At 71.1% G+C, this 25,723-nt stretch carries 22 protein-coding genes; 16 read left to right on the top strand and 6 right to left on the bottom strand.

Translation table 11 applies throughout. From position 1 onward, the window contains the following. Nucleotides 1–256 precede the first annotated feature (256 nt). The 4 genes from LCD35_RS11355 to LCD35_RS11340 all read left to right on the top strand — a co-directional run bounded on the left by LCD35_RS11355 (nt 257) and on the right by LCD35_RS11340 (nt 4,682). Nucleotides 257–709 (top strand): universal stress protein, encoded by a 453-nt coding sequence (locus LCD35_RS11355; RefSeq protein ID WP_224956216.1) that lies wholly within the window; start codon nt 257–259, stop codon nt 707–709. Continuing rightward, nucleotides 690–1,688, top strand: a complete 999-nt coding sequence (locus tag LCD35_RS11350) for an adenylate/guanylate cyclase domain-containing protein (RefSeq protein WP_225044148.1) — start codon at nt 690–692, stop codon at nt 1,686–1,688. Before LCD35_RS11355 ends, LCD35_RS11350 begins: the two co-directional genes overlap by 20 nt. Before the next feature lie 348 nt (nt 1,689–2,036). Next, nucleotides 2,037–3,425: an FAD-binding oxidoreductase gene (locus LCD35_RS11345; RefSeq protein ID WP_225044147.1), complete on the top strand. Its 1,389-nt coding sequence runs from the start codon at nt 2,037–2,039 to the stop codon at nt 3,423–3,425. 24 nt (nt 3,426–3,449) lie between these two features. Continuing rightward, nucleotides 3,450–4,682 carry a cyclopropane-fatty-acyl-phospholipid synthase family protein gene (locus tag LCD35_RS11340; RefSeq protein WP_224956213.1) on the top strand — a complete coding sequence of 411 codons (1,233 nt, stop codon included), beginning with the start codon at nt 3,450–3,452 and terminating at the stop codon, nt 4,680–4,682. Between the two features lie 4 nt (nt 4,683–4,686). On the opposite strand, the gene LCD35_RS11335 is transcribed toward LCD35_RS11340, so the two are convergent. From LCD35_RS11335 to LCD35_RS11325, 3 genes are all read right to left on the bottom strand, one after another. Then, complete coding sequence (locus LCD35_RS11335; RefSeq protein WP_225044146.1) at nt 4,687–6,102, bottom strand: lipase maturation factor family protein; 1,416 nt, start codon at nt 6,100–6,102, stop codon at nt 4,687–4,689. Nucleotides 6,103–6,163: 61 nt separating this feature from the next. After that, the gene (locus tag LCD35_RS11330; protein ID WP_224967346.1) at nt 6,164–7,363 is read right to left on the bottom strand and encodes a glycosyltransferase; all 1,200 of its coding nucleotides are present in this window, start codon (nt 7,361–7,363) and stop codon (nt 6,164–6,166) included. Further along, nucleotides 7,354–8,115 (bottom strand): FkbM family methyltransferase, encoded by a 762-nt coding sequence (locus LCD35_RS11325; protein WP_224956210.1) that lies wholly within the window; start codon nt 8,113–8,115, stop codon nt 7,354–7,356. Before LCD35_RS11325 ends, LCD35_RS11330 begins: the two co-directional genes overlap by 10 nt. Nucleotides 8,116–8,261: 146 nt before the next feature. Between LCD35_RS11325 and LCD35_RS11320 the strand changes: the two genes are divergently transcribed. The 3 genes from LCD35_RS11320 to LCD35_RS11310 all read left to right on the top strand — a co-directional run bounded on the left by LCD35_RS11320 (nt 8,262) and on the right by LCD35_RS11310 (nt 11,916). After that, the gene (locus LCD35_RS11320; RefSeq protein WP_225044145.1) at nt 8,262–9,092 is read left to right on the top strand and encodes a putative RNA methyltransferase; all 831 of its coding nucleotides are present in this window, start codon (nt 8,262–8,264) and stop codon (nt 9,090–9,092) included. Between the two features lie 155 nt (nt 9,093–9,247). After that, on the top strand, nt 9,248–10,510 hold the full coding sequence (locus LCD35_RS11315; protein ID WP_225044144.1) for an ATP-binding protein: 1,263 nt from the start codon (nt 9,248–9,250) through the stop codon (nt 10,508–10,510). A gap of 50 nt (nt 10,511–10,560) precedes the next feature. Next, complete coding sequence (locus LCD35_RS11310) at nt 10,561–11,916, top strand: hypothetical protein (protein ID WP_225044143.1); 1,356 nt, start codon at nt 10,561–10,563, stop codon at nt 11,914–11,916. Nucleotides 11,917–11,964: 48 nt separating this feature from the next. Here LCD35_RS11310 and LCD35_RS11305 read toward each other — a convergent pair whose 3' ends face one another. Then, complete coding sequence (locus LCD35_RS11305; RefSeq protein ID WP_224956207.1) at nt 11,965–13,317, bottom strand: FAD-dependent oxidoreductase; 1,353 nt, start codon at nt 13,315–13,317, stop codon at nt 11,965–11,967. A gap of 634 nt (nt 13,318–13,951) precedes the next feature. Here LCD35_RS11305 and LCD35_RS11300 point away from each other — a divergent pair. The 4 genes from LCD35_RS11300 to LCD35_RS11285 all read left to right on the top strand — a co-directional run bounded on the left by LCD35_RS11300 (nt 13,952) and on the right by LCD35_RS11285 (nt 20,567). Next, nucleotides 13,952–16,090, top strand: coding sequence for a bifunctional diguanylate cyclase/phosphodiesterase (locus tag LCD35_RS11300; RefSeq protein ID WP_224956206.1), 2,139 nt, complete (start codon nt 13,952–13,954; stop codon nt 16,088–16,090). Nucleotides 16,091–16,254: 164 nt separating this feature from the next. Then, entirely contained in the window at nt 16,255–18,297 is a 2,043-nt protein-coding gene (thrS, locus tag LCD35_RS11295) for a threonine--tRNA ligase (protein ID WP_224956224.1), read from the top strand. 86 nt (nt 18,298–18,383) lie between these two features. Next, complete coding sequence (locus tag LCD35_RS11290; protein WP_224956223.1) at nt 18,384–18,857, top strand: HIT domain-containing protein; 474 nt, start codon at nt 18,384–18,386, stop codon at nt 18,855–18,857. Between the two features lie 135 nt (nt 18,858–18,992). Then, nucleotides 18,993–20,567 (top strand): hypothetical protein, encoded by a 1,575-nt coding sequence (locus LCD35_RS11285; protein WP_225044142.1) that lies wholly within the window; start codon nt 18,993–18,995, stop codon nt 20,565–20,567. Between the two features lie 134 nt (nt 20,568–20,701). On the opposite strand, the gene LCD35_RS11280 is transcribed toward LCD35_RS11285, so the two are convergent. Continuing rightward, nucleotides 20,702–21,244, bottom strand: coding sequence for a YceI family protein (locus tag LCD35_RS11280; RefSeq protein ID WP_224956204.1), 543 nt, complete (start codon nt 21,242–21,244; stop codon nt 20,702–20,704). 212 nt (nt 21,245–21,456) lie between these two features. On the opposite strand from LCD35_RS11280, the gene pgsA reads away from it, so the two are divergent. The 5 genes from pgsA (at nt 21,457) to LCD35_RS11255 (ending at nt 23,530) form a co-directional block, all read left to right on the top strand. Next, the gene (gene pgsA / locus LCD35_RS11275) at nt 21,457–22,074 is read left to right on the top strand and encodes a phosphatidylinositol phosphate synthase (protein ID WP_224956203.1); all 618 of its coding nucleotides are present in this window, start codon (nt 21,457–21,459) and stop codon (nt 22,072–22,074) included. A gap of 124 nt (nt 22,075–22,198) precedes the next feature. After that, nucleotides 22,199–22,354 carry a hypothetical protein gene (locus LCD35_RS11270; RefSeq protein ID WP_225044141.1) on the top strand — a complete coding sequence of 52 codons (156 nt, stop codon included), beginning with the start codon at nt 22,199–22,201 and terminating at the stop codon, nt 22,352–22,354. Continuing rightward, nucleotides 22,324–22,680, top strand: a complete 357-nt coding sequence (locus LCD35_RS11265) for a DUF5753 domain-containing protein (protein WP_224956201.1) — start codon at nt 22,324–22,326, stop codon at nt 22,678–22,680. The genes LCD35_RS11270 and LCD35_RS11265 overlap by 31 nt, the downstream gene beginning before the upstream one ends. Then, nucleotides 22,677–23,033 (top strand): DUF397 domain-containing protein, encoded by a 357-nt coding sequence (locus tag LCD35_RS11260; protein WP_224956200.1) that lies wholly within the window; start codon nt 22,677–22,679, stop codon nt 23,031–23,033. Before LCD35_RS11265 ends, LCD35_RS11260 begins: the two co-directional genes overlap by 4 nt. Before the next feature lie 86 nt (nt 23,034–23,119). Then, on the top strand, nt 23,120–23,530 hold the full coding sequence (locus LCD35_RS11255) for a hypothetical protein (protein WP_224956199.1): 411 nt from the start codon (nt 23,120–23,122) through the stop codon (nt 23,528–23,530). Between the two features lie 64 nt (nt 23,531–23,594). Here the strand turns inward: LCD35_RS11255 and LCD35_RS11250 are convergent, their stop codons facing one another. Continuing rightward, nucleotides 23,595–25,661 (bottom strand): elongation factor G-like protein EF-G2, encoded by a 2,067-nt coding sequence (locus tag LCD35_RS11250; protein ID WP_225044140.1) that lies wholly within the window; start codon nt 25,659–25,661, stop codon nt 23,595–23,597. Nucleotides 25,662–25,723 lie beyond the last annotated feature (62 nt).

Genomic DNA, 25,723 nt, shown 5'->3' with positions numbered 1-25,723 from the left:
TCCTGATCATCTTCGAAGTTGGCGGGAAACGTACGCGCCCCGCACCACCCGGGTGGTTGTGGGGCGCGACGACGTTCCGGGCCGCCCGTTGTCGATCCACACGATGATCGATCGAGATCACGATTCGACGCGTTCGCGCGAGCGCGCGCGTGCTCCTGGGGAAGTCTTGCCCGAACGGCGTGACGCGCGTGCCGCCCGGTCGTTAGTGTTCACGTCCGCGCGCCGCGCGCGTCACGCGATGGAGGGTGATCGGCTGATGTCCAGCTACCGGAGTGTCGTCGTCGGAACGGATGGGTCGACGCCCTCGTTGCGAGCGGTGACGAAGGCGGCGGCGGTGGCCGCCGACACGTCGGCCACACTGGTCATCGTGTGCGCCTACTACCCGAGCAGCGAGCGCGAGGTCGAGCAGGCCCAGGACGAGCTGGGCGGCGAGGCGTTCCAGGTGATCGGCTCGGCCCCGGCGGAGCAGACGCTGCTGGAGGCCGCCGACCTGGCCGCGCAGACCGGCGCCACCGAGGTGGAGACGGTCGCGGTCGTGGGCGCGCCGGTGACGTCGCTGGTGGAGGTCGCGGGCAAGGTGTCGGCGGATCTGCTCGTGGTGGGCAGCAGGGGTTTGAACACGCTCAAAGGCCGATTGCTCGGCTCGGTGCCTTCCGAGGTCTCCCGCCGGGCGGATTGTGATGTGCTCGTTGTCCGGACCTCGCGATGAGGACGGGCCTCGCGGCCGAGCGGAATCCCCGCTGGGCCACGAGGTCGAGAAGGCGCTGCTGGGCGGCGAACCGAAGTACACCAAGGCGGCCGTCGCCGAGGCGGCAGGCGTGGAGCTCGCCCGCGCGGAGCGGTTGTGGCAGGCGATGGGCTTCGCCCACGTCGAGGACCACGAGGTGGTGTTCACCGACGCGGACGTGCGGGCGGTGCGCATGCTCGTGCAGCTCGTCTCCGCCGACGTGATCACCGCGGAGTTGGAGACGGCGGTCGCCCGCACCCTGGCGCAGACCATGTCGCGGCTCGCCGAGTGGCAGGTGGCGATCTTCCGCTCGGTGCTCGGCGACCGCTTCGCCGAGGACCTGGACGTGACCGCGCAGTTCGCCGAGGCGATCACCCCGGTGATGGAGGACCTGCAGGGCTACGTGTGGCGCAGGCACCTCGCGGCGACCGCGGCGCGCGAGCTGACCGAGCAGGTCGGGGACGGCGACGAGCGGCTCCAGGTGATCGGCTTCGCCGACCTGGTCGGCTACACCCGCCTGATCCGCGACTTCAGCGAGGTCGAGCTGGGCAGGCTCATCGACGAGTTCGAGGAGACCGCGACGGCGGTGGTCGCGGAGAACCGCGGCCGCATCGTGAAGACCGTCGGCGACGAGGTCCTGTTCGTCACCGACACCGCGGCCGACGCCGCCGAGATCGCGTTGACGCTGAACGAGCGGATTCCCGGTTCCGGCAAGCTGCCGCCGCTGCGGATCGGCTTGGCGCAGGGCCCGGTGCTGGCGCGGTTCGGCGACGTCTACGGGTCCACGGTGAACATCGCCAGCAGGCTCACCTCGGTGGCGCGGCCGGCGTCGGCGCTGGTGGACCGGGAGCTGGCGACCTCGCTGCGGGCGCACCCGGCGTACTCGCTGACGTCGATCGGCCCGACGAAGGTGCAGAGCTTCCGCGGCCTGCGCGCCTACGCCTTGCGCCGCGCCCGCTGACCCCGCCGCGGGCGGCCCGTCCGCGCGGGTCCGCCGCCCGGCGCACGCTCGGTGGCCGGGTGGGCACGGGCTGGGCCGTTCGGGCGGCCGCGGCGACCGGTGTGATCGAGATCGCTCGATCGGCGCAACGGGCCTGGTCGGGCGACTACCGCGGGCCGGGGGTGCCGGGTCTCGCCTGGTCGGGTGACCTGCGAAATCGGTTGCGTGACGCAACTGAATCGGGTTCCGCCCGCCGCAGGCCGGCCGATCGGGAAATGGGCGATTTGTCCGGACGTGCCGGTGCTCGCAGGCCGACGAGCTGGCAGAAGTGGGATGCCGGGTCCCCGCCGGAGCAATAGGGTCGAAGCCATGGGAGTCGATCCGGGTACCTCGGGAGCCGTGTCAGCGAACCACTCCGACGAGGTCGCCGCCTTGGTCGACCAGTACGCGAAGATCCCGCCCGGGCAGCAGGTGCGGCTCGCGAAACCCACCAGCAACCTGTTCCGGTTCCGCGCTCCCGGCACCACCACCGGCCTCGACGTCGGCAAGCTGAACCGCGTCCTGTCCGTCGACCCCGACGCGGGCACCGCGCAGGTGCAGGGCATGGCCACCTACGAGTCCGTCGTGGCCGCGCACCTGCCCACCGGCCGGATGCCGCTGGTCATCCCGCAGCTCAAGACGATCACCCTCGGCGGCGCGGTCGCCGGGCTCGGCATCGAGGCCAGCTCGTTCCGCAGCGGGCTGCCGCACGAATCGGTGCGCGAGATGGAGATCCTCACCGGCTCCGGCGAGGTCGTGGTGGCTCGGCCGGACAACGAGCACGCCGCCCTCTACCGCGGCTTCCCGAACTCCTACGGCACCCTCGGCTACGCGCTGCGCCTCGAAGTGGAGGTCGAACGCACCCGGCCCTACGTGCGGCTGCGGCACATCCGGTTCTCCACCGCCGAGGAGTGCACCGCCGCCATCGAGGAGATCTGCCGCGACGGCGAGTTCGAAGGCCACCGCGTCGACTTCGTCGACGGCACCGTGTTCGCCGCCGACGAGCAGTACCTCACCGTCGGCACCTACGTGGACGAAGCGCCCGGCACCAGCGACTACACCGGCCGGCGCATCTACTACCGGTCGCTGCGCGAGCAGCAGACCGACCACCTGACGACCCACGACTACCTGTGGCGCTGGGACACCGACTGGTTCTGGTGCTCCCGCGCGTTCGGCGTGCAGCGACCCGCGGTCCGCGCGCTGTGGCCGCGCAAGTACCGCCGCTCCGACGTGTACCGGCGCATCGTGGCCTGGGACCGCCGCGCCGGGTTCTCCGACCGGCTCGCCCGCGCCCGCGGCGCCGCGGGCAGCGAACCGGTGATCCAGGACGTGGAGATCCCGGTGCGCCGGCTGCCCGAGTTCCTGGAGTTCTTCCACCGCGAGATCGGCATCGAACCGGTCTGGCTGTGCCCGGTCCGGCTGCGCGACCCGCAGGGCTGGTCGCTGTACCCGATGGATCCGGCGGAGCTCTACGTCAACGTGGGCTTCTGGTCCGCAGTGGACACCAAACCGGGCGACGCCCCGGGCTACTACAACCGCGCCATCGAAGACGTGGTCGGCGAACTGGACGGGCACAAGTCGCTGTACTCCGACTCGTTCTACGAGCCGGAGGAGTTCTGGCGGCTCTACAACCGTCCCGCCTACGAGAAGTTGAAGCGGCGCTACGACCCGGACGACCGCCTTCCCGGCCTGTACGAGAAGTGCGTCGGCAAGCGGTAGGGCCAGCAGGGAGGAGAACCGAACATGGGTTGGGCAGAGGTGTTCCCGCGCATCCTGGGCGACGGGCTCGACGTCGAGTTCCGCGCCTACGACGGGAGCCGCGCGGGACGGGCCGGAGCCGACGTCGCGGTGGAGATCCGCTCTCCGCTGGCGTTGTCGCACCTGGCGGCCTCCCCGGACGAGCTGGGGCTCGCGAGGGCCTACGTCACCGGGGCGCTGGAGGTGCACGGCGACATGCACGAGGCGCTGTCCCGGTTCCCGTCGATCGCCATCGCGGAAGTTCCCGCCCGCACCAAGCTCGACCTGGCGGTCCGGCTCGGCGCGCAGCGGTTCTGGTGGCCGGTCGGCCCGCCGCCGGAGGAGTACCGGCCGCGCGGCGGCCTGCGGCACTCGAAGCTGCGGGACAGCAAGTCCGTGTCCTACCACTACGACGTGTCGAACCGGTTCTACGAGTGGGTGCTGGGCCCGTCGATGGCCTACACCTGCGCGGTGTACCCGGACGCCGACGCCACCCTGGAGCAGGCGCAGTTCGGCAAGCACGACCTGGTGGCGCGCAAGCTCGGGCTGCAGGAGGGCATGCGGCTGCTCGACGTCGGCTGCGGCTGGGGCGGCATGGTGATGCACGCGGCCGAGCACTACGGGGTGCGGGCCATCGGCGTCACCCTCTCCCGGCAGCAGGCGCAGTGGGCGCAGAAGGCCATCGTGGACCGCGGCCTCGCCGACCTCGCCGAGGTGCGGCACCTGGACTACCGCGACGTGCCGGAGACCGACTTCGACGCGATCAGCTCCATCGGCATGACCGAGCACATCGGACTCGCGCAGTTGCCCGCCTACTTCTCCGCGATGCGCGCGAAGCTGCGGCCCGGCGGCCGGTTCCTCAACCACTCCATCACCCGGCCCGACGGCACCCGGGCCTCCAAGCCCGGCAAGTTCATCGGCCGCTACGTGTTCCCCGACGGCGAGCTGGAAGGCCCCGGGACGCTCATGTCGGCGATGCACGACAACGGGTTCGAGGTCCGGCACACCGAGAACCTGCGCGAGCACTACGCGCTCACGCTGCGGGACTGGTGCGCGAACCTGGAGGCGCACTGGGACGAGGCGGTGCGGGAGGTCGGTCCGGCGCGGGCGCGGATCTGGCGGCTGTACATGGCGGGTTCGCGGCTGGGCTTCGAGCTGAACAACATCCAGCTGCACCAGATGCTCGCCGTCCGCCTCGACGACGGAGCCGCCGGCATGCCGCTGCGCCCCACCTGGTGACCGGTCAGCCGGGCAGGTCCGCGGCCGACATCGGCGGGAGCAGGTCGCCCGCCGGTTCGCGGGACCACCAGCGGCCCGCCCGGCGCTCGGCGCGGTCCGCGAAGCGGTAGCGGTACAGCCGCGCGCGGACCAGCACCGGCGGCTCGTCCGGGAACGGGTCGTGCCGCAGCAGGCGGCGGATCCCGCGGTCGCCGCGCAGCAATCCGCGCAGCAGGGCGGGCATCCAGCCGCGGCCGTAGCCCGGCGAGATCGCCACGAACCAGAGCAGCCAGCCCAGCCGCAGGTGGTACGGCGCCACCTGCGGCGGGCGGCGGCGCGGATCTCCCGGTTTGCCGGGGAACTCGTACTCGCGCCAGCCGGATCCCCCGCTGCGGTCGGGAGTTCCCTCGACGACGACCTCGTAGCGGGTGCGAGTCACCGAACCGAACGCGCCGTACGTGCCGCCCAGGTGCAGCCGGTTGAAGCTGCGGTTCATCACCTGGTGGCGGCCGAGCATGTTGCGCACCGGGTGGCGGGCGATCACCAGCATCCCCGCCGCCAGCGCGAGCACGAGGACTTGGTGCCACAGCGGGGAATCCCGCATCTCCGGGGCGGGGAACCGCAGCAGCCGGTCGTCCATCGCCGAGCACGCCAGCGCGATCGTGACCAGGTTCAGCCAGGCGAAGTTGCCGCTCAGCAGCAGCCAGCACTGGGTGAGCACGACGAGCACCGCCGCCACGTCCGCGATCGGCTGCGGCGCGAACAGCGCGAACGGCACCACCAGCTGCGTCCCGTGGTTCGCCAGCACTTCGGCCTCGTGCAGCGGCCCGGGGAGCCGGTGGAAGAACCGGCTGAGCGGACCCGGCATCGGCTGCGTCTCGTGGTGGTGGTGCAGCGCCGTCAGGTCGCGCCAACAGGAGTCGCCGCGCAGCTTGATCAGCCCGGCGCCGAACTCCACGCGGAACAGCAGCCAGCACAGCAGCCACAGCACCGGCGCCGGGGGAGCGGTGTGCGCCGGGCCCAGGAAGATCACCAGGAAGCCCGCTTCGAGCAGCAGCGACTCCCAGCCGAAGCCGTACCAGACCTGACCGATGTTCACGATCGACAGGTACAGCGCCCACAGCACCAGCCACCCCAGCATCCACGCCCACAGCGGCAGCGCCGCCACCACGCCGAGCACCGCCGCCAGGCCCAGCAGCACCCCGGTCCAGGCGACCGCGCCGAACGCGCGGTCCGAGTAGTGCAGGTGGAACAGGCTCGGGCTGCGCCGGAACCCCACCGCGCGCAGGAACCGCGGTGCCGGGGTGAGCCCGTGCTCCCCGGCCAGCGGGCGGAACTGGTGCACCGCAGCCGCGAAGCCCAGCAGGTACGCCAGGCCGACCAGTCGGGTGCACACCTCCCGCGCCTGCGCGTACTCCGGCGCCCAGAACCAGGAACCCATCGCGCTCCCTCCTCCCACTTGGGGTGCCCACGTGGCCGCGGCCGAATGCGGGCCCCGCCGGTCAGCGAGCGTGGGCGACGAGGTCCGCGGCGAGCGCGTCGAGGTCCGGGGCCGCGCGCAGCGACCGGGACATCCGCTCCACCCGGTCCCGCACCGCGCGGTCGCCCAGCACCTCGGCGCACACCCGCGCCAGCGCCGCCGGGCTCGTCGTCCCGAGGTCCACTTCGGCGCCGAGCCCCAGTTCGGCGGTGCGGCGCGCGTTGTCCGGCTGGTCGGAGAACAGCGGCAGCGCCACCACCGGGGTCCCCGTCAGCAGCGACTCGAACACGCCGCCGAACCCGCCGTGCGAGACGAACAGGTCCGCGCGGTGCAGCAGCGCCCGCTGCGGGGTGCGCTCGACGAGCCGCACGTTGCCCGGCCGCGGCCCGCGCCACTCCCGCGGGTCGCTGCCGAGCGCCACGACCGCCGTGCAGCGCACCCGGCCCAGCGCCTCGACCAGCAGCCCTTGCACGGCCGCGAGTTCCGGGATCAGCACCGGCGCCAGCGTGCCGAACCCGGCCAGCACCAGCGGCCGGTCCCCGGGCAGGTCGGCGAACTCGGCGGGCAGCCGGTCGGCGCCCGCCACGGGCACCGGCCGGTAGGTGCGAGCGGTGCGCAGTTCCGGGGGGTACCACTCCTGCGGGACGACCCCGGCGACCAGCGTCCGGTACGAGTGCCGCACGTCGTCCACCGGGTCCAGGCCGAGCCGCACCCGCTGCTCGTCGACGGCACCGCGCACGAACGGCAGGTTCAGCGCGCTGTGCGGGGCGATGTCGAGCACGGCGTGCGGCAGCCCGAGCCGTTCCGCCGCGAGGTAGCCGCCGAACTCGTTGCACTCCCGCACGACCAGGTCCGGTTGCCAGCGGGCCGCGGCCCCGATCAGGTCGTCGGCGAGCACCCCGGCGAGCGGACCGGCGAACGCCCTGGTCAGCGGGCCGGGAGCCCGGCGGGCTTCGACGGTGGTCCGGTCGGAACCGGTGGCCTCGGCGTGCTCGGGCATGCCGGGGCTGCCGGACACCGCCGGATCGCGCAGCAGCGCGTCGAGGGTCCGCACCCGCGGCAGCGGCAGGTGCTCCAGCCCGCACTCGGCGACGACGTCCGCCATCCCGGCGGCGCAGGCCACCGCCACCCGGTGCCCGGCGCGGCGCAGCGCGTGCGCGCACGGCGCCAGCAGCGGCACCAGGTGCGAGCGGAACGGCAGGCAGGTCAGGACTACGCGCACGGCGGTCGCCGGGCGGTGATCAGGCGGGTGCCGAGGTCGTCGAGCTCGTCCTCGGTGGCGCCCGCGTCCGCGCTGAAACCCTTGCCCCGCAGCAGTTCCAGCACGGCTTCGGCCTCGCCGCGATGCCCCTGCACCTCGGCGACGACCTGCCGCACCCGCGGCCAGTCCCGGTCGTCGATCCCCGCGAGCACGTCGGCCTCGGCACCCTCCACGTCGATCTTGAGCAGGTCGATGCGCTCCGGCAGGCCGGCTTCGGCGAGCACCTCGGACAGCCGCCGGACCGGCAGCACCACCTCGCGGGCGTCCGCCAGCAGGGCACCCGCGGTGGGGTGCTGCCGGGCGAGTTCCTTGGTACCCGGGTAGCGGGTCGAATTGCCCGGCAGGTCCGGGAAGTAGGTGAACGCGACCGCGTCCTCGGCACCGGCGCCCACGGCCTGCCGCACCGCCCGCACCCCGTCGACGCCCGCGAGGTTCGCCCGCAGCGCGCGGAACGTCTCCGGCATCGGCTCCAGCGCGAGGATCCGGGCGGCGGGGCACCGCCGCTTCACGAACAGGCTGAACAGCCCGACGTTGGCACCGACGTCGACGACCACCGCGTCGGTGGGCAGCGCCACGCCTCCGCGCAGGTAGCACTCGTCGCGGAAGATCTCGGCGTGGATGAAGCCGATCTCGTCGGTGCTGCCGGACGAGTTCTCCGGCACGTAGCAGCTGAACCCGTCGTCGAGCCGGACGCAACGCAGGCCGTCGCCCATCCCACCCACCTCCCCGGTCCCGAGGAACCTACTCCGCCCCCGGACCGCGGCGGCCCGGCACCCGAGCGCCGGCCGGCGGGGGAGCGGCCCGGTCATCGCGCCCCGGCGCGCCGCCTAGAATTCCGCGTCGGGGAGGCGGGAAACGAGTGCTGGACGAAGTCGCGCGCCTGTTGGCGTGCCCGCACTGCGGGGCGGGCCTGGAACCGGATGGTGCTGCGCTGCGCTGCGCCGCGAACCACTCCTTCGACCTGGCCAAGCAGGGCTACGTGAGCCTGCTGGGCGGCCGGGGCGCCCCCGCGCCGGGCGACACCGCCCCGATGATCGCGGCCCGCGCCGACTTCCTCGCCGCGGGCCACTACGACCCGATCTCCACGGCCCTGGCCGACGCGGCGGCCGAAGTCCACACCGGTGGACCGCTGCTGGACCTGGGCGCGGGCACCGGGCACTACCTGGCGCGGGTGCTGGACCGGGTCCCCGGCGAGGTCGGCGTGGCGCTGGACGTCTCCAAGTTCGCCTCCCGCCGCGCCGCGAAGGCGCACCCGCGCGCGTCCGCGGTACTCGCCGACGCCTGGCAGGGACTGCCGCTGCGCGACGCCGCCCTCGGCTCGGTGCTCAACGCGTTCGCCCCGCGCAACCCCGCCGAGACGCACCGCGTGCTGCGCCCCGGCGGGCACCTGCTGGTGGTCACCCCGAACTCCGGTCACCTGGGCGAACTCGTCTCGGTGCTGGGCCTGCTCAGCGTGGACGAGCGGAAACCGCAGCGGCTCGCCGAGCAGCTCGCCACCCACTTCGACCCGATCGCCACCACCACCCGCGAGTTCCCGCTGCACCTGGGCCCGGCCGAGCTCGCCACCCTCGTCGGCATGGGACCCAACGCCTGGCACACCGCCGACACCCTCCCGGCCCGCATCGCCGAGCTCCCGACCCCGTTCCCGGTCACCGCCTCCATCACCCTCTCGACGTACCGGCGCCGCTGACGGAGCAATCCGTTCCGCCGATCCGGGCACGGTCTGCGTCGGCATATTCCTTTCATTCGGCTGAATGGGGAAATGAAAACCTAGGCCGTCGGCACCAGTAGTGTTCGCATTTGTCGCAGTCAGTGTGTCGAATGCTGGAACGAGGTGCGGTGTCCGTGGAAGAAGACCTGGGGCGCGAGATCATCCGGCGGATCGAGGAACGGCTCGAGGAGCGGCTCGAGGAGTTGTCCGAGCCGCCCGGGACGGTGGCGAAGGAGATCGTTGACGAGCTCACGGCCACCCCCGCCTCGGAGCCGGAACTGCCGTTCGACGGGCACATCGAATCCATTCGCGTGCAAGGAATCCGCTCCTTCGGCGAGGAGCAGGAACTCGAACTCTCCCGCGGCCTCACGATCGTCTACGCCGAGAACGGCACCGGCAAGACCAGCCTCGTCGACGCGGTCGAGCTGTTCACCAGCGGGAAGACGACCCGGGCTGCGCAGGCCGGGGCATCCGCGTCCGAGATCAAGGATCAACGGTACGTATTGCATTCGAGCGTGCAGGGGAAATCCGCTGGTATCGAACCGCGCGTGTTGATCGACTGGGTGGAGAACGGCTCTGTCCGGAGCTCGAACTGGGACGGTGACTGGCAGAACGGGGCTGTCGAGAAACCTCCTGTGCACTTGCTCGCCCGCCGCCGGTTGCGTGAGATCTTGAACGCCAAAGGGGTGGACCGCGCCGAAAGGCTCGTCCACGCGTTGGGGCTGCACGAACTTTCGGAGAAGTGGGACGCGGCGCAGGATGCGTTGACTGAGCACGCGCGGGCGATGGAAAACACGCAGGTGCCTGGTTCGGAGCGGCTGCGCGAAGCGGTCCGGTCCTTCCTGTCGGAGCACGATGTTCAGAGCATGACGCGGGACGAGATCACCAAGCGGGTTGAGTGCGAGGCGAGGGAACGCTTCGAATCTTCGACTGGTGATCGCGGTATCGCGGCTGAACGGCCCGAGCTCGACGTCGCCTGGCGCGCTGTCGTGGCGCCACCTCCGGTCGTGCCGGATCCGGGTGAACTCGTGGCGGCTGTCGAACCGCTTCGTGGCAGGGAGCGGCTTGACCGGCGCTCGGGGGGAGACGCAGAGGGCTCGATGATGCGTCTCCTTGAAGCATTCAAGGCCGTGGCGGTGTCGGACGAGACGTGTCCGGCTTGTGCGGACGGGACCGTGTCATCGGCGCGTCTCGACGCTATTTCGAGCGCCCTCGCGACTTCGCGCCAGGAACGACTGGACCGGGAGGAAACGGAGCGTCTCCTCGTCGCTGTCCGCGGCGCCCTCCGGACGATCGCGGACTGCCGACTCGAATGGAACCTGCCGCACTGGGACGAGGACGCACTGCGGCTGTTCTGCGACGACGGCCGGAGTTCCGAACCGCCTACGGGCAGCTGACGGGCGATGCGGCCAGGTGGAAAGCGCTGGTTGACAGGTTGCTGGACTCGGTGCGCAAGGCCGAACATTCTCTGTCCGATGTGGTCTTGAGCTCGGTCGTCGTGACGTTACGAGAACTCGCGAATGCCAGGGAGGACGTGGTAGGGCGAGCCCGCACGGCAGAGTCCTTGCGGCTGGCCGCGCTACACAGCTTGGAGTCCGGCGAGTCGGCGAACGTGAAATGGGTTCTGGAAAACGCTCACGAGGTAGCGGACGCCGTCTACGGGCAGCGTAGTAACGACGCCGTGGCGAAGGCGGTGACGGCCGCGGCCACACGCATCAAGGAACGGCGCGGGGAGGTTCTGTCGGCGAAGATTGCAGAATTGCAGGACGCGATCGACTCGTGGATGCAGCGGCTCGCTCCGGACTTGACGCCTCTTGTCCGGCTGGAGGTCGCGTCATCGACGGTGAGGCCGAGCCTGAAAGTGGACGTGAGTGGCGGGAAGATCCCCGCGCTCGGGCGTCTCTCGGATTCGCAGCTGGACATGCTGGGCCTGGCCGTCCATCTCGCCGCGCTGGAGCGCGAGAATCCAGGAGGCCCGCTGATCATCGACGATCCGACGGACATGCTCGACATCGGGACGGTGGAGAAGTTCGCGAAGGACGGTATCGGCAGCTTGCTGGAGCCCGAGTCGGGGAAGGGGCGACAAGTGGTCGTGTTGACCCACGATCACCGGCTGGTCCGGTTGTTGTGGCAGCACCACGGTCATCGGATTCCCTGCGTCGCGCAGTGGTACATCGAGTTGGACCGGCAGTCCGGTTCCGCCCCGCGGTCCCGGTTCAAGCCCCGGTCGACGCAGGACTACGCCGATCGGCTCCAACGCCTGTTCGTGGAACATCCGGATGCGGATGACCAGTTCTGGTTGCGCAGTGCGGCCGGCAACCTGGCTAGGCAGACTTTGGAAGCGGTGGTCTGTGACCTGTTCGAGGTCCTGGGGCCGAACGGGTTGAAGTACCTCCCGGCCTTGGAAAGGAGCAAGAAGGAGAAGGGTGGAATTCTCGGCTCCTGCGGCGATCTTGAGGAGCATCTCTACAACATTCGAACAATGCATCAGAGATGCGGTGAGCCTCGGCACGGGGATGCCGGTGATTTCATCGGTGAGGTCGAGAAGGCGGTGGCAACGCGCGGTCAATACATGCTGAACGACGCGAGCCACGCGAACCATGTGTACCCGCGGGCGGCGAAGATCAAAGAATATCAAGAGCTGTTGAGCTCCATCGCGAGTCGCTTCGGGCATGCCAAGCGAAAGGTTCGAGTGCGGAATGCTCTGCCGGACGATTGGCCTCGATCATCCCAGTGGAGCAAAGCACTCGGACACTGCGACACTTGCAAGGTCACCGAGTTCTTCCCGGACTACACCCCCTGAACGCGGAACGGGGCGCCGGAACTCCGGCGCCCCGTTCGGGTTGTGGGATCAGCTCTCCGAGCGGGAGATGTTGATCATGTCGTCGCGTTCGACGACCTTGATGCGCTCGCGGCCCTGGGCCTCGCCGAGCGCCTGCTCGTGCGCGTCGAGCAGGTTCCAGCCGTCCCAGGTGGTGTAGCGGACGCCGTTGTCGTCCAGCAGCCGCAGCACGCTCTCGCGGTCCGGCTCCTCGGCGGTCGGCATCGAGTCCAGGTCGTCCAGCAGGTTGCCGATGGTCTCCAGCGCGTCGCCCTTGGTGTGGCCGATGAGGCCGACGGGCCCGCGCTTGATCCAGCCGGTGGTGTAAACGCCGGTGATGTGCTCGCCGTCGAGGTCGAGCACGCGACCGCCGTCGTTGGGGACCGTGCCGGTGCCGTGGTCGAACGGGATGTCCGGCACCGGGGAGCTCAGGTAGCCGACGGCGCGGTAGATCGCCTGCACCGGGGTCGTCTCGAACTCGCCGGTGCCGCGCACGTTCCCGTCGCCGGTGAGCTCCATGATCTCGGTGCGCAGGCCCTCGACGCGGTCGGTGCCCTGCACCTCGACCGGCGCGCGCAGGAAGTGGAAGTGCAGCCGGCGCGGGGTGTCGTTCTTCGGGTCCCGCAGCGCCCAGTCCTGGAAGGTCTTGACGATCGTCTTGACCTGGTTGTTGCTGCGGATGGCCTCTTCGCTGGCCTCGTCGAGCTCGAAGCCCTCCGGGTGCACGATGAGCTCCACGCCCGGCTGGTGGTCGAGCTCGCGCAGCTCCAGCGGCGTGAACTTGGCCTGCGCGGGACCGCGGCGGGCGAACAGGTGCACGTCGGTGACCTGCGAGTCCTTCAGGCCCTGGTAGACGTTGTCCGGGATCTCGGTGCTGAGCAGGTCGTCGGCCTGCTTCGCGAGCACCCGCGCCACGTCCAGCGCCACGTTGCCCGCACCGACGACCGCGACCTCCTTGGCGTCCAAGGTCCAGTCGCGGGTCGCCTCCGGGTAGCCGTCGTACCAGTAGACGAAGTCGGCGGCGCCGTGGCTGTGCGCCAGGTCGATGCCGGGGATGTCCAGCGCCCGGTCCTTGTCGGCGCCGGTGGAGAAGATCACCGCGTCGTAGTGGTGCCGGAGCTGTTCGAGCTTGATGTCCTCGCCGTAGTTCACGCCGCCGAGGAAGCGGATCTCCGGCTTCTCCATGATGCGCCGCAGCGCGTTCACGATGCCCTTGATGCGCGGGTGGTCGGGAGCGACGCCGTAGCGGATGAGCCCGTAGGGGGCGGGCATCCGGTCGAGCAGGTCGATGTCCACTGGCGTCTCGGATTTCGTCAGGATGTCCGCGGCGTACACGCCGGCGGGGCCGGCCCCGACGATCGCAACTCGCAGTGGGCGGGTCATGCGTGTCCTCCTGCTCGACTTCAAAGGTGGCGCCGGGGGTGGGCCCGGGCCGTCGTGGATGTGCCGCGGCGGGTGCCGGGCGTTCCGTTCTAGGGTGCCCGTCGCGCGCGGCGCGATCCGACCACCCTCCAGCTTAGGTTCCCCTTACCGGAAATCCCGGAATGCGGACGGTGAGAAGCCTCATAGCGCTTCTCGCTCGACCGGGTGGCGTCCCCGAAATCGATGGATGACCGGGCGCGGACCGTCACAGTACGATCACGTTCGGCGTTGGTGCCTGTACCTTCAAAAGATCTTGTAGAGTACCGACTTTAGTCGGGTCGACCATCGTGGACACCGGCACTCGGGAGGCAACGATGCACCAGCGGCCGGAACGGCTGCCTGATGGTGTTCACCTCGAAGAACGCGCCGCGCGGCGTCGGTCCCGGCCCGCTCCGGGAGCCGTCGCCCGGCGGTCCGCCGACCGCGTCGAGCACCACCCCGCGGAGCGCCCCGCGGGCCGTTGCGGGCCTCGCCCCCGCCGCGCCCGGGGTGGTATCCCGCCCTCATTCCTCCGGGGAATATGCCCATGCGCGAACAGTCGTCCCGAAATCCTCGGAAATGGCGGAATCCGCGGCCGAATCGGCGGTGCCGGGTCATGACGGAGTCTTCCGAGGGGCCCGGCGACGGCCCCGGGGCGGAACGGGCCGCGCTGGTCCGCCGCTGGACCCGCGAGATCATCCGCACCAGCTACGTACCGATGGCGCGCGCCGACATCGAGGACTTCCTGCTGGAGCGGCTCGACGTGCTGCTGGACGCCGCGGGCGACGCGGACCGGCTGCTGGAGGCCGCCGCCGAGCTCGGCGCGCGGCTGGTGCGCATCCACTTCACCGGTCCCGCCGCGCTGGACCGCACGCTGCGGGTGCTCGGCTCCGGGCTGCCGGAGCTGCGGTCCGCGCGGTTCGGGCGCGGTGACCTGGTGCCGGTGCTGGGCGCCGTCGCCGCCGCCTACGCGGGGCAGCTGCGCGAGCAGACCCTCGACGAGCAGGAGGTCATCAAGCGCGCCGTGCTGCAGGCCAGGGACGCCGCCGAGGAGGCGCTGCGCGCCAGCGAGGCCTCGTTCCGCGCGGTGTTCACCTCCTCCGCGCTGGGCATCGCGATCGTCACGCTCGACGGCATCATCGAGGAGGTCAACTCCCCGATGGAGGGCATCTTCGAACCGGTCTGCCAGGACCTGGTGGGCCGCAGCGTCTTCGACCTCGCCGACCCGGACTGGGTGGACGACCTGGTGGAGAACGTCGAATCGCTCTCGGTGGGCGAGGTGGACCGGTTCCAGTCCGAGACGCGGCTCAGCGGCGCCGACGGCGCGCACATCTGGACGCAGGTCTCGGCCTCGCTGGTGCGCGACTCGCACGGCGCGCCGGACTACCAGGTGCTGCTCTACGAGGACATCACCCACCGGCACATGCTCCAGGAGCAGTTCCGCAGGCAGGCCACCCACGACCCGCTGACCGGGCTGGCGAACCGAACCCTGCTCAAGACCACCTTGGACGCGGCGCTGGAACCGGCGTACCCGGGCCGCCGGGTCGGCTTGTGCTACTTCGACCTGGACGGGTTCAAGGCGATCAACGACAGCCTCGGGCACCCGGTCGGGGACGAGCTGCTGCGCGCGATGGCGCAACGGCTCAACGCGCTGGCCACCCTGGAGTCGGGGCTGGCGGCGCGGATGGGCGGCGACGAGTTCGTGGTGCTCGTCCCCGACTCGCAGGGCGCGGCGCGGCTGGTGGAGATCGTCGAGCACATGCTCTCGGAGGTGACCCGCCCGGTGTCGGTGTGCGGCCACCTGCTCACCGCCTCCGCCAGCGTCGGCGTGGTGGAGACCGCGGTCGCCGCCACCGGGCCGGACGAGCTGCTGCAGGACGCCGACATCACCCTGTACCGCGCCAAGAACGAGGGCCGGGCGCAATGGGCGCTGTTCGACCCGGAGCACAACGCGGCGGCCAAGGAGCGCTTCCACCTGTCGGCGGCGATGCCCAGCGCGCTGCACGAGCACGAGCTGTACGTGGAGTACGAGCCGGTGCTGTGGTGGGACGACGCCTCGCTGGTCGGGGTGCGGGCGCACCTGCGCTGGGACCACCCGGAGTTCGGCGAGCTCGACGCGGAGGACTTCCTCGGCCTGGCCGAGGAGACCGGCCTGATCACCCGGCTCGGCACCTGGATGCTGGAGCAGGTGTGCGCGCACGCCGTGCACTGGCAGGAGCGGTTCGGCGACCGGGGGCCGGTGGCGGCCGTGGACCTGTCGGCGCGGCAGCTGCGGGACCCGGAGCTGGTCGGCGACATGCGCCGCATCCTCGCCGACAGCGGGCTGCCGGCCAGCAAGCTGGTCATCGGGGTGCCGGAGGCGGCGCTGTTCGACCAGTACGGCGATCCGATCGACGCGTTGGAGATCTTCGCCGAGATGGGCCTGACGCTGGGCGTGCACGACTTCGGTCACGACCACCGCGAGGTGGCGCGGCTGCGCGGGCTGCCGCTGTGCGCGGTGCGGCTCACCGGCGGCTACCTGGACTCGTTCGCCGCGCCGGACGGGGCGGACCCGCTGGACGAGCACCTGGTGTCCAGCCTGGTCGGTTCGGCCCAGCTGCTGGGCTTGGCCGTCGTCGGCAGCGGGGTGCGCACCATCGAGCAGGCGAACCGGTTGCGCAAGCTCGGCGTGCAGGGCGTGATCGGGCCGTGCGCGGGCGGCCTCGCCTCCGCGATGGAGATCGAGGCGATGATCGCGGAAGGTGATCTCGGCTGAACCCGTCCGCGCCGGGCAGGGGCGGAAATCGGGTGGCGGGCGGCCGATAGCATCGAAGGGGCAAGTACCAGCCGGTTTCATCCGCGGGTCGCCTCCTCGGCGACCGCCCTTCACGAGGAGTCATCGTGTCCGTTCAGCCGCCCGAAGCCCAGCAGGTCACCAGGGTGAAGGTGCCGGCGGGCACTACCGCTGCCGCCGCCGTCGCCGAAGCCGGTCTGCCCGGCCAGGGCCCGCAGGCGATCGTCGTGGTCCGCGACGAGGAGGGCGAGCTGCGCGACCTGGCGTGGGCGCCGGAGTCCGACGTGGAGGTCGAACCGGTCGCCGCCGACACCGAGGCCGGGCGCAGCGTCATCCGCCACTCGGCCGCGCACCTGCTGGCGCAGGCCGTGCAGCAGCAGTTCCCGGACGCGAAGCTGGGCATCGGCCCGCCCGTCAAGGACGGCTTCTACTACGACTTCGACGTGGACCGCCCGTTCACCCCGGAGGACCTGCAGGCGCTGGAGAAGCGCATGAAGCAGCTCATCAAGTCCGGGCAGAAGTTCTCCCGCCGCCGCCTCGACTCGGTGGAGGCCGCCCGCGAGGAGCTGGCGAACGAGCCGTACAAGCTGGAGCTGGTCGACCTGAAGTCCGGCGCGGACGAGGTCGACACCAGCGAGGTGATGGAGGTCGGCGCCGGTGAGCTGACCGTCTACGACAACATCGACCGCCACGGCGAGGTCGTGTGGGGCGACCTGTGCCGCGGCCCGCACGTGCCGCACACCAAGTTCATCCCCGCGTTCAAGCTGACCCGGGTGGCCGCCGCCTACTGGCGCGGCGACCAGAACAACCAGCAGCTGCAGCGCGTCTACGGCACCGCGTGGGAGTCGAAGGAGGCGCTGGCCGAGCACCTGGAGTGGCTGGCCGAGGCGGAGCGCCGCGACCACCGCAGGCTCGGCGCCGAGCTGGACCTGTTCTCGTTCCCGGAGGAGGTCGGCTCCGGGCTGCCGGTGTTCCACCCGAAGGGCGGCATCATCCGCCGCGAGCTGGAGGACTACTCGCGCCGCCGCCACGAGGCCGCGGACTACGAGTTCGTGAACACCCCGCACATCACCAAGGGCACCTTGTTCGAGACCTCCGGGCACCTCGACTGGTACAAGGACGGCATGTTCCCGGCGATGCACCTCGACGAGGAGCGCGACGAGAACGGCGTGCTGCGCAAGGCGGGCCAGGACTACTACCTGAAGCCGATGAACTGCCCGTTCCACAACCTGATCTTCCGGTCCCGCGGGCGTTCCTACCGGGAGCTGCCGCTGCGGCTGTTCGAGTTCGGCTCGGTGTACCGCTACGAGAAGTCCGGCGTGGTGCACGGCCTGACCCGGGTGCGCGGCATGACCCAGGACGACGCGCACATCTACTGCATGCCGGAGCAGCTGCAGGACGAGCTGAAGTCGCTGCTGTCGTTCGTGCTGGACCTGCTGCGCGACTACGGCCTGGAGGACTTCTACCTGGAGCTGTCCACCCGCAACGACGAGAAGTACGTCGGCGACGACGAGAGCTGGCGGGTGGCCACCGAGGCGCTGCGCGAGGCCGCCGAGTCCTCCGGCCTGGAGCTGGTGCCGGACCCGGGCGGCGCCGCGTTCTACGGCCCGAAGATCTCGGTGCAGGCGAAGGACGCGCTGGGCCGCAGCTGGCAGATGTCGACGATCCAGGTGGACTACCACCTGCCGGAGCGGTTCGACCTGGAGTACACCGGCAAGGACGGCGCCAAGCAGCGGCCCATCAAGATCCACCGGGCGCTGTTCGGGTCGATCGAGCGGTTCTTCGGCGTGCTCACCGAGCACTACGCGGGCGCGTTCCCGGCGTGGCTGTCCCCGGTGCAGGTGGTGGGCATCCCGATCGCTGACGAGCACGCCGACCACCTCGTCGACGTGGTGAAGTCGTTGCGCGCCGGGGGGATTCGCGCCGAGGTCGACCACGGCGACGACCGGATGCAGAAGAAGATCCGCAACCACACCACGCAGAAGGTGCCGTTCCTGCTGCTGGCCGGCGGCAAGGACGTGGAGGCCGGCGCGGTGTCGTTCCGGTTCCGCGACGGCACCCAGATCAACGGGGTGCCGGTGGCGGAGGCGGTGGCCGCGATCGGCCGCTGGGTGGAGCGCCGCGAGAACACCTCGCCGACCGCGGAGGTCTTCCAGCGGGAGCTGGCGGCCGGGGCGGAGTCGGCGTGACCTCCGACGACAGCGGGGTCCAGTTCTCGGAGCAGCGCGGCACCGGCGTGCCGGACGCGCTGCAACGGCTGTGGACCCCGCACCGGATGGCCTACATCCAGGGCGAGAACAAGCCGGAGGGCGAGGCCAGCGAGGGCTGCCCGTTCTGCCGGTTGCTGGAGTCGGGCCTGCCGGACGAGGACACGCTGATCGTGGCCCGCGACGAGCTGGTCTTCGCGATCCTCAACCTGTACCCGTACAACCCGGGGCACCTGATGGTGCTGCCGTACCGGCACGTCGCCGACTACACGGAGCTCACCGACGAGGAGACGACGGCGGTCGCGGCGTTCACCAAGCGCGCGATGCGGGTGATCCGCCAGGTGTCGGCGCCGCACGGGTTCAACATCGGCCTCAACCAGGGGCCGGTGGCGGGCGCGGGCATCGCCGCGCACCTGCACCAGCACGTGGTGCCGCGCTGGGGCGGGGACGCGAACTTCATGCCGGTCATCGGCCACACGAAGGTGCTGCCCCAGCTCCTCGGCGACACCCGCCGCCTCCTCGCGGAGGCATGGCCGGGCTGAATTCCTTCGTTCCCGGACGGGTGCCTCGCTGCCCTTTCGCGCAAGTGTGCTGCCCGGTGCCCGTACTGTCCGCACCTGCCCGCGGTGCGGCCGCGTTCGCGACAGTGGTCGTCGTACGCGGCCTCAGGAGGCGGAATGGAGCACCGCGAACACCCGCCCGAGCACCGGATCGCTCGGGCGCCGCGCGGGTCGGCGGATGCCGCGGTGCGACGGGTGGCACCAGTGCAGCCGCGTTCGGCTTCCGAGCTGCTGGACATGCAGCGGCTGGCGGGCAACGCCGCGGTGACGCAGGCGCTCGGCTCGCGGCCCGAAGCGGTCACCGCGGTCCAACGGCAGACCGGTTCCTCGCACAGCGCGGAGACCGGTGAGCAGGTCGCGGCAGGTGCGGCACCAGCACCCGGAAGCGTCGCCCAGGTGGGAGGAGCAGCCGCCGGGGGCATGGATCGGGTGCTGGAACAGCCGCGGGGGAATTCTCTGGTGGTCGGCTGGCCCCGGTCGCCGGAACCGTCCGAGGCGGCGGAGTCGACCGAGGAGCCGGAGTCGTCCCGGCCGCGCGAACCGCGCAGGAGGAGAGCCTGGAAGCTGTTCCCCCCGAGGTTCAGAGGTGAACAAGCCGACAGCGGGCCGGGTCGAGAGGATCCGATCCGAGATGATCTTGACGACGAATTCGCAAAAATGATCACTGCGGTCGGGCGGAACTGTCCGGGAATCCTCGAGGATCCGAAGGTGGTCTTCGATCGCGGAGACCGGTGCGTGCTGGTCGCGCACCACCCCCGGGTTCTCAGCGATCTGTACCCGTACCTCGTGACCGAGCTCGTGAAGCAACCCGGTGTTCGTCCGATCGATTCCGTGCTGACCGGTGCTGCCGCGCTCGCCGCCCACGGGAGGAGATCAGCGGAGACCGGCGAGCACTGGTCGGCGCAGGACGACCGGGTCGCGGCGCTGCAGCAGGAGGCCGTGCGCGAGGCGTGGAGTTCCGGCCGGGCTGATCCGGCTGCCAACCCGGTGGCCGCTCGGGATCACTCATCGCCGGACGAAGCCCTCGAAGCGCTCCTGCGGAATCCGGATGCGGATGGATTCGTCCTCGGTGAGTCGCACTACGACAAGAAGTTCCTCGAATTCCTCGCCGGCAATCTCAGCGAGGCGAAATCCGCTGGTCTGCGGGTGATCTACCTGGAATCCTTCCGCGCGGAACATCAGGAGCTGATCGACCAGTACCTGGAAGGCGCCGAGCCGACCCCCACCGGTGGTCTGGGCACGTTTCTCCAGCGGTACAAGGACAGATGGCTCCACGACTCCCTGCTGCGGTTGTTGATCGGGGTGAAGAGGATCGGAGGGATCCGGATTCGAGGTATCGATACGGTCCTGGCTGAGAGGGAGAGGTCCAAGGGCACCGATCCGGACGTGGCCTCGGACTGGTCGTCGCACAAGCGGGTGGCGATGCTGAACACCTTCGCCTCGAACACCGTGCGAGCAGATCAGGTGGACGCGGGTGGCCGGTACATGATCGTTGCGGGTGAGAGCCACGTCGGACCGCACACCTTCCGGGGCGACCGCACGACGCTCCAAGGCGAATCCGCCGTGCTACGAGGGGATGGCGGTGCGAACCGCGGCCTTCCCGATGAGGTTCCGGGCATCGCCGATTACCTCGGTATTCCAGCCGTGCGAATGCCGGAGGACGCCGTCGAACGGCGGTTCGAGCCTTATTGATCGGGAGGCGTGGTGAACCGTCCCCGGCCGCCGTGGATTCCCGGCTGGGGAACGACGGCGCTGAGCCGGTCCGAGCAGGAGGAAGGCCGAGGACGCACCCCGCGTCCTCGGCCTTCCGCCGCCTTCGGGAGTGATCACTCGGCGCGGAGGTTGGCCTCGATCTCCAGGGTGATCTTGACCTTCTCGCCCAGCATGGCGCCGCCCTCGGGGCCGACGCCGAAGTCGGTGCGGTTGATCGTGGTGGAGGCGGAGATGCCGAGCAGGGTGCCGCCCTGGCCGTTGTCGGTGAAGCCGCCGAGCTCGGCCGCCAGCGACACCGGCTTGGTCACGCCGTGCAGGGTGAACTCGCCGTCGATGACGTAGTCGCTGCCGTCCTGGCGGATGCCGGTGGAGCGGAAGCCCGCCTTCGGGAACTTCTCGACGTCGAGGAAGTCGCTGTTGCGCACGTGCGCGTCGCGGTCGCCGTTGCCGGTGTTGATCGTGGCCGGGTCGATGTCCGCGGTCACCGAGGAGTCCAGCGGGTTCTCGGCGGTGACGATCTCGCCGCTGAAGCCGTCGAAGCGGCCGCGGGAGCGCCCGACGCCCAGGTGGCGCAGGGTGAACTCGATGTCGGAGTGCACGCTGTCGATGTCCCAGGTGCCGACGACGTAACCGGGGATCGTGGTGGCAGTGCTCATGTGGCGTCCTCCTGAACGGTGGTGCGGGTGGTTGCTGCACCGGGCAGCTGGACCGGGCAACGGTGTTGAACGTTCAACTATTCCGGGTGTGATGCGGTTCACCGGCGGTGTGGCGACTCGCCTGCCGTCCGATCAGCGCCTCGGCTACGGATACGCTGCCAGGTGAACGAGCACCGTGGATTCGGTGCGCTAGGCGGCTGGCGGAACAGGCGATGCTCAACATCTTCGCGCGGGCTTCGATCTCCCGCTGGACGCACCCGATCGGCGCAGCGCTGGTCCGGGCGGGGCTCACACCGAACGCCGTCACCGTCATCGGCACGGTCGCCAGCGTCGCCTCCGCGCTGTGGTTCTTCCCCCGCGGCGAGCTGTTCACCGGCACCGTCGTGGTCACCGTGTTCCTGCTGTTCGACGTGCTCGACGGGGCGATGGCCCGCGCGGGCGGCGGGTCCTCCACGTTCGGCGGCGTGCTCGACGCCGGGTGCGACCGCATCGCCGACGGCGCCCTGTTCGGGGCGCTGGTGTGGTGGGCGCTGGTCGTGGCCGGGGACCGGCCGCTCGGCGTCGGGCTGCTGCTGTGCCTGGTGGGTGCGCAGGTCACCTCGTACGTGAAGGCCCGCGCCGAGGCCAACGGGCTCAGCGCCGACGGCGGTCTCGCCGAACGGGCCGAGCGGTTCGTGCTCGTGCTGGTCGGCACTGGGCTGCACGGGCTCGGCGTGCCGTACGTGCTGGACGTGGCGGTGTGGCTGCTCGCGGCGCTCTCCGCGCTCACCGTCGTGCAGCGCCTGCGCGCGGCCGCCCGCTCGGCTCAGGCGGGCACGAGCTCCTCGTAGCGAGCTCCCCGGCGACGAACAGCCCGCCGTCTGGCGGAACTGCTTGACCGCGTGGGGCCTGGCTCAGTTGCGGGCGAGCGACATCGCGGCCAGGCTCCGCTGCGGCCAAGGCAAGATCGCGCACATGGAGAGCATGCGGAACGCGATCAGCGCACCGGACCTGGAGATCATGCTCCCGTTCCTCGGCGTCCCGGCCGAGCGGATCGACTGGTACCTCCGGCTGGCCGAGGTCGCCAAGCAGAAGGGCTGGTGGGACGGATCATCGATCAGACGGTCCTGAACCGTTGGGTCGGTGGCCCGGGCGTGATGCGCGACCAGCTCCGCCATCTCGTGGCGGCCGGTGAGCATCCCCAGGTGGTGCTGCAGGTGATGCCGTTCAGCTCCGGCCCGCACCGAGGCCAGCTCGGGTCTTTCAGCTGGCTCGGCTTCCCGCGGGCGGACGACCCGGGAGTCGTCTACGTCGAGAGCCAGCGCGGAGGCCTGTGCCTGGAGGACCCGGTCGAGGTCGCGGGATTCCAGGACGACTTCGAATGCTTGTGCGAGGTCGCTCTGACGCCGGACGATTCAAGGGCTTTGCTGATCGAACTGGCGGAGGGGTCTGCATGAGATGCGGTCGGCACGTTCCCAGCTCGACCTGCCTGCGCGGCACGGCTTGGCGGCGCAGCAGCTACAGCGGCCCGAACGGAGGGCAGTGCATCGAGGTCGGGGCGGTCGAGCCGGAGTCGGCTGCGTGGGCCAAGAGCAGCTATAGCGGCCCGAACGGTGGGGACTGCGTCGAGGTCGCCGCCTTGAGCGCGACCGCGTGGCGGAAGAGCAGCCGCAGCGGTCAGGGCGGCGGGCAGTGCGTCGAAGTGGCCTCGGTTCGGTCCGCCGTCGGCGTTCGGGACTCGAAGGACCCGCACGGCCCGGCGCTGCTGTTCGAGCGCTCGACGTGGGCGGCGTTCGTGCGGGGCCTGTGACGGCCGCCGACGCGGGTGCGGGAACCGTCGGTGCCGCTGGTTAGGCTGCTCGCCGCGAGTGCTCGATCAAGCGGAGGTGCGGCGTGGTGGCTTCGACGGACGACGCGGTCTACGACGTCCGCATCCGGGCCTGGGCGAGCGGACAGTTCGACTGGTTCCCGCTGGCCTCCGCGGTTCCGGCGGAGACCGTCGCGGTCCTGCGGGACACTGCCGCCTGGGACGTCGACGCGGCCGAAGCCGAGTCCGCCGCCGACCCGGTCCCGCCGGTCACGCACCCGATCACCGAGGCCGACGAGTACGCGGTGTGGATGCGCTACCCGTCCTCCGGCGGCAAGGTCCCGTGGGGCCTGATCGCCGACCACGTCACCCCGGAGCAGGCCGCGGCCTACGTCCGCAACCCGCAGACCCAGCTCAACGTCCAGCCGGTCGCCGACCGCACCGAACCGGCCCCGGTCGAGGACGACGGCGAACTCGACCCGGAACCCGCGGCCGGCTGAACCGGGACCGCGGAGCCGGCTCGGACTCCACCGGCCCGTCCCACCGGTTCCGGGAAACCGGGAGTCAGGTGGGCATCGGGTCGTAGCGCTCGAAGTGGCGGGTGAAGGTGGCGCTGCCCGAGCTCAGCGAGCGCAGGTTGATCGAATAGCGGGCGAGTTCGCTGGCCGGGACGTGCGCGCGCACCACCGTCCAGCCGGTGTCCTCCGGTTCGGTGCCGACGACCTTGCCGCGGCGGCTGGACAGGTCGCCGAGGATCACGCCGAGGTGCTCGTCCGGGATGGACACCGCGACCGCGTCCACCGGTTCCAGCGTGACCAGCCCGGCCTGCTCGGCGGCGCCGCGCAGCGCCAGGGCGCCCGCGGTCTGGAAGGCGGCGTCCGAGGAGTCGACGCTGTGCGCCTTGCCGTCCACCAGCGTCACCTTCAGGTCCACCAGCGGCAGGCCGTCCTCCAGGCCGCGCTCCACCTGCGCCCGGATGCCCTTCTCGACGCTGGCGATGAACTGCTTCGGGATCGCGCCGCCCACCACCCGGTCGGCGAACTCGATGCCGGAACCGCGCGGTGCGGGCTCCACCTCGATGTCGCACACCGCGAACTGGCCGTGCCCGCCGGACTGCTTCTTGTGGCTGCCGTGACCCTTCGCGGCCTGCCGGAACGTCTGGCGCAGCGGTACCCGCAGCGGCTCGGTGTCGATCTCCGCGCCGCCGTCGCGGAGGCGTTGCAGCACGACGTCGGCGTGCGCCTCGCCGGTGCACCACAGCACCAGCTGGTGGGTCTCGCCGTCCCGCTGCAACCGCAGGCTCGGATCGGCGGCGACCAGCCGGTTCAGGTTCCGCGCCAACGCGTCCTCGTCGCTGCGGGTGCGCGCGACGACCGCGACCGGCAGCAGCGGATCGGGCATCGGCCACGGCGACAGCAGCAGCGGGCTCCCCGGGTCGGACAGGGTGTCGCCGGTCTCGGCCGAACCGAGCTTCGTCAGCGCGCACAGGTCGCCGGCCACGCAGCGCGGGACCTCGCGCAGCCCCGAGCCGAGCGGGGAGTACAGGTGCGCGACCCGCTCGTCCTCGTCGTGGTCCGGGTGCCCGCGCTCGGCCATGCCGTGCCCGGACACGTGCACCGCCCGCTCCGGCAGCACCGTCCCGGAGAACACCCTGGCCAGTGACACCCGTCCGACATAGGAGTCCACCGAGGTGTGCACGACCTCCGCGACCAGCGGGCCCGCCGGATCGGCGGGCAGCTCCCGCGGGTTCCCGCCGTGCGGGTCGGTGACCTGCACCGGGGGATGCTCCAGCGGGGACGGGAAACCGCGCACCACGCCGTCCAGCAGCTCGGGCAGGCCCAGCTCGGTGGCCGCGCACACCGGCAGCACCGGGTGCAGGCCGCCGCGCGCGACCGCCGTCTCCAGGTCGCGGATCAGCACCGGCTCCTCGATGCGCTCGCCCGCGACGTAGCGGTCCATCAGCGACTCGTCCTCGCTCTCGGCGATGATCGCCTCGATCAGCTCGGCCCGTTCCCGCTCGCAGTCCCGCGCCGCGCCGGTGCCCGAGACGGTGCCGGTGAGCACCCCGACCAGGCCGGTGGTGCCGCCGTCGGGCCCGCGCAGCGGCAGGTGCAGCGGCAGCACCCCGGCCCCGAACGCTTCCCGGCAGGACTCCAGCGCGGCGGCCGGATCGGCCCGGTGCTGGTCCAGCCGGGACAGCACCACCGCGCGCGGCATCCGCACCCGGGCGCACTCCTGCCAGATGGCGCGGGTCGCCGCGTCCACGCCCTCTTCGGCGGACACCACGAACAGGGCCGCGTCCGCCGCCCGCAGGCCCGCGCGCAGCTCCCCGACGAAATCGGCGTAGCCGGGGGTGTCGATCAGGTTGATCTTGTGCCCGTCGTGGTCCAGCGGCGCCACCGACAGGGCCACCGAGCGCTGCTGCTCGACGGCCGCGCTGTCGTGGTCGCACACGGTGGTCCCGTCCACCACCGAACCGGAGCGCGGGATGGTGCCGGTCGTCGCCAGCAGCGCCTCCACCAGCGTCGTCTTGCCCGCCGCGGACGGCCCCACCAGGACCACGTTGCGGATCCCGCTCGGATCGGTGGGGGCGGGCGCCTGCACCCCCGGAACGGTCTGCTTGCTGCCCATCGCTGCCCCCTCGGACGTCGTTGTGTCCCCGATCACACACCCGGGTGACGTCGCGTGCAATG

The organism is Saccharopolyspora sp. 6V (genome assembly GCF_020176785.1).
Taxonomy (GTDB): domain Bacteria; phylum Actinomycetota; class Actinomycetes; order Mycobacteriales; family Pseudonocardiaceae; genus Saccharopolyspora_C; species Saccharopolyspora_C gregorii.
This window is presented reverse-complemented; position numbering and strand designations above follow the sequence as displayed.

Coding starts and splice junctions, on each gene's coding strand:
- LCD35_RS11355 (WP_224956216.1), top strand. CDS start 257: ATGTCCAGCTACCGGAGTGTCGTCGTCGGAACGGATGGGTCGACGCCC.
- LCD35_RS11345 (WP_225044147.1), top strand. CDS start 2,037: ATGGGAGTCGATCCGGGTACCTCGGGAGCCGTGTCAGCGAACCACTCC.
- LCD35_RS11340 (WP_224956213.1), top strand. CDS start 3,450: ATGGGTTGGGCAGAGGTGTTCCCGCGCATCCTGGGCGACGGGCTCGAC.
- LCD35_RS11335 (WP_225044146.1), bottom strand. CDS start 6,102: ATGGGTTCCTGGTTCTGGGCGCCGGAGTACGCGCAGGCGCGGGAGGTG.
- LCD35_RS11325 (WP_224956210.1), bottom strand. CDS start 8,115: ATGGGCGACGGCCTGCGTTGCGTCCGGCTCGACGACGGGTTCAGCTGC.
- LCD35_RS11305 (WP_224956207.1), bottom strand. CDS start 13,317: ATGACCCGCCCACTGCGAGTTGCGATCGTCGGGGCCGGCCCCGCCGGC.
- LCD35_RS11300 (WP_224956206.1), top strand. CDS start 13,952: ATGACGGAGTCTTCCGAGGGGCCCGGCGACGGCCCCGGGGCGGAACGG.
- LCD35_RS11290 (WP_224956223.1), top strand. CDS start 18,384: ATGGCCTACATCCAGGGCGAGAACAAGCCGGAGGGCGAGGCCAGCGAG.
- LCD35_RS11285 (WP_225044142.1), top strand. CDS start 18,993: ATGGAGCACCGCGAACACCCGCCCGAGCACCGGATCGCTCGGGCGCCG.
- LCD35_RS11280 (WP_224956204.1), bottom strand. CDS start 21,244: ATGAGCACTGCCACCACGATCCCCGGTTACGTCGTCGGCACCTGGGAC.
- pgsA (WP_224956203.1), top strand. CDS start 21,457: ATGCTCAACATCTTCGCGCGGGCTTCGATCTCCCGCTGGACGCACCCG.
- LCD35_RS11270 (WP_225044141.1), top strand. CDS start 22,199: ATGGAGAGCATGCGGAACGCGATCAGCGCACCGGACCTGGAGATCATG.
- LCD35_RS11260 (WP_224956200.1), top strand. CDS start 22,677: ATGAGATGCGGTCGGCACGTTCCCAGCTCGACCTGCCTGCGCGGCACG.
- LCD35_RS11250 (WP_225044140.1), bottom strand. CDS start 25,661: ATGGGCAGCAAGCAGACCGTTCCGGGGGTGCAGGCGCCCGCCCCCACC.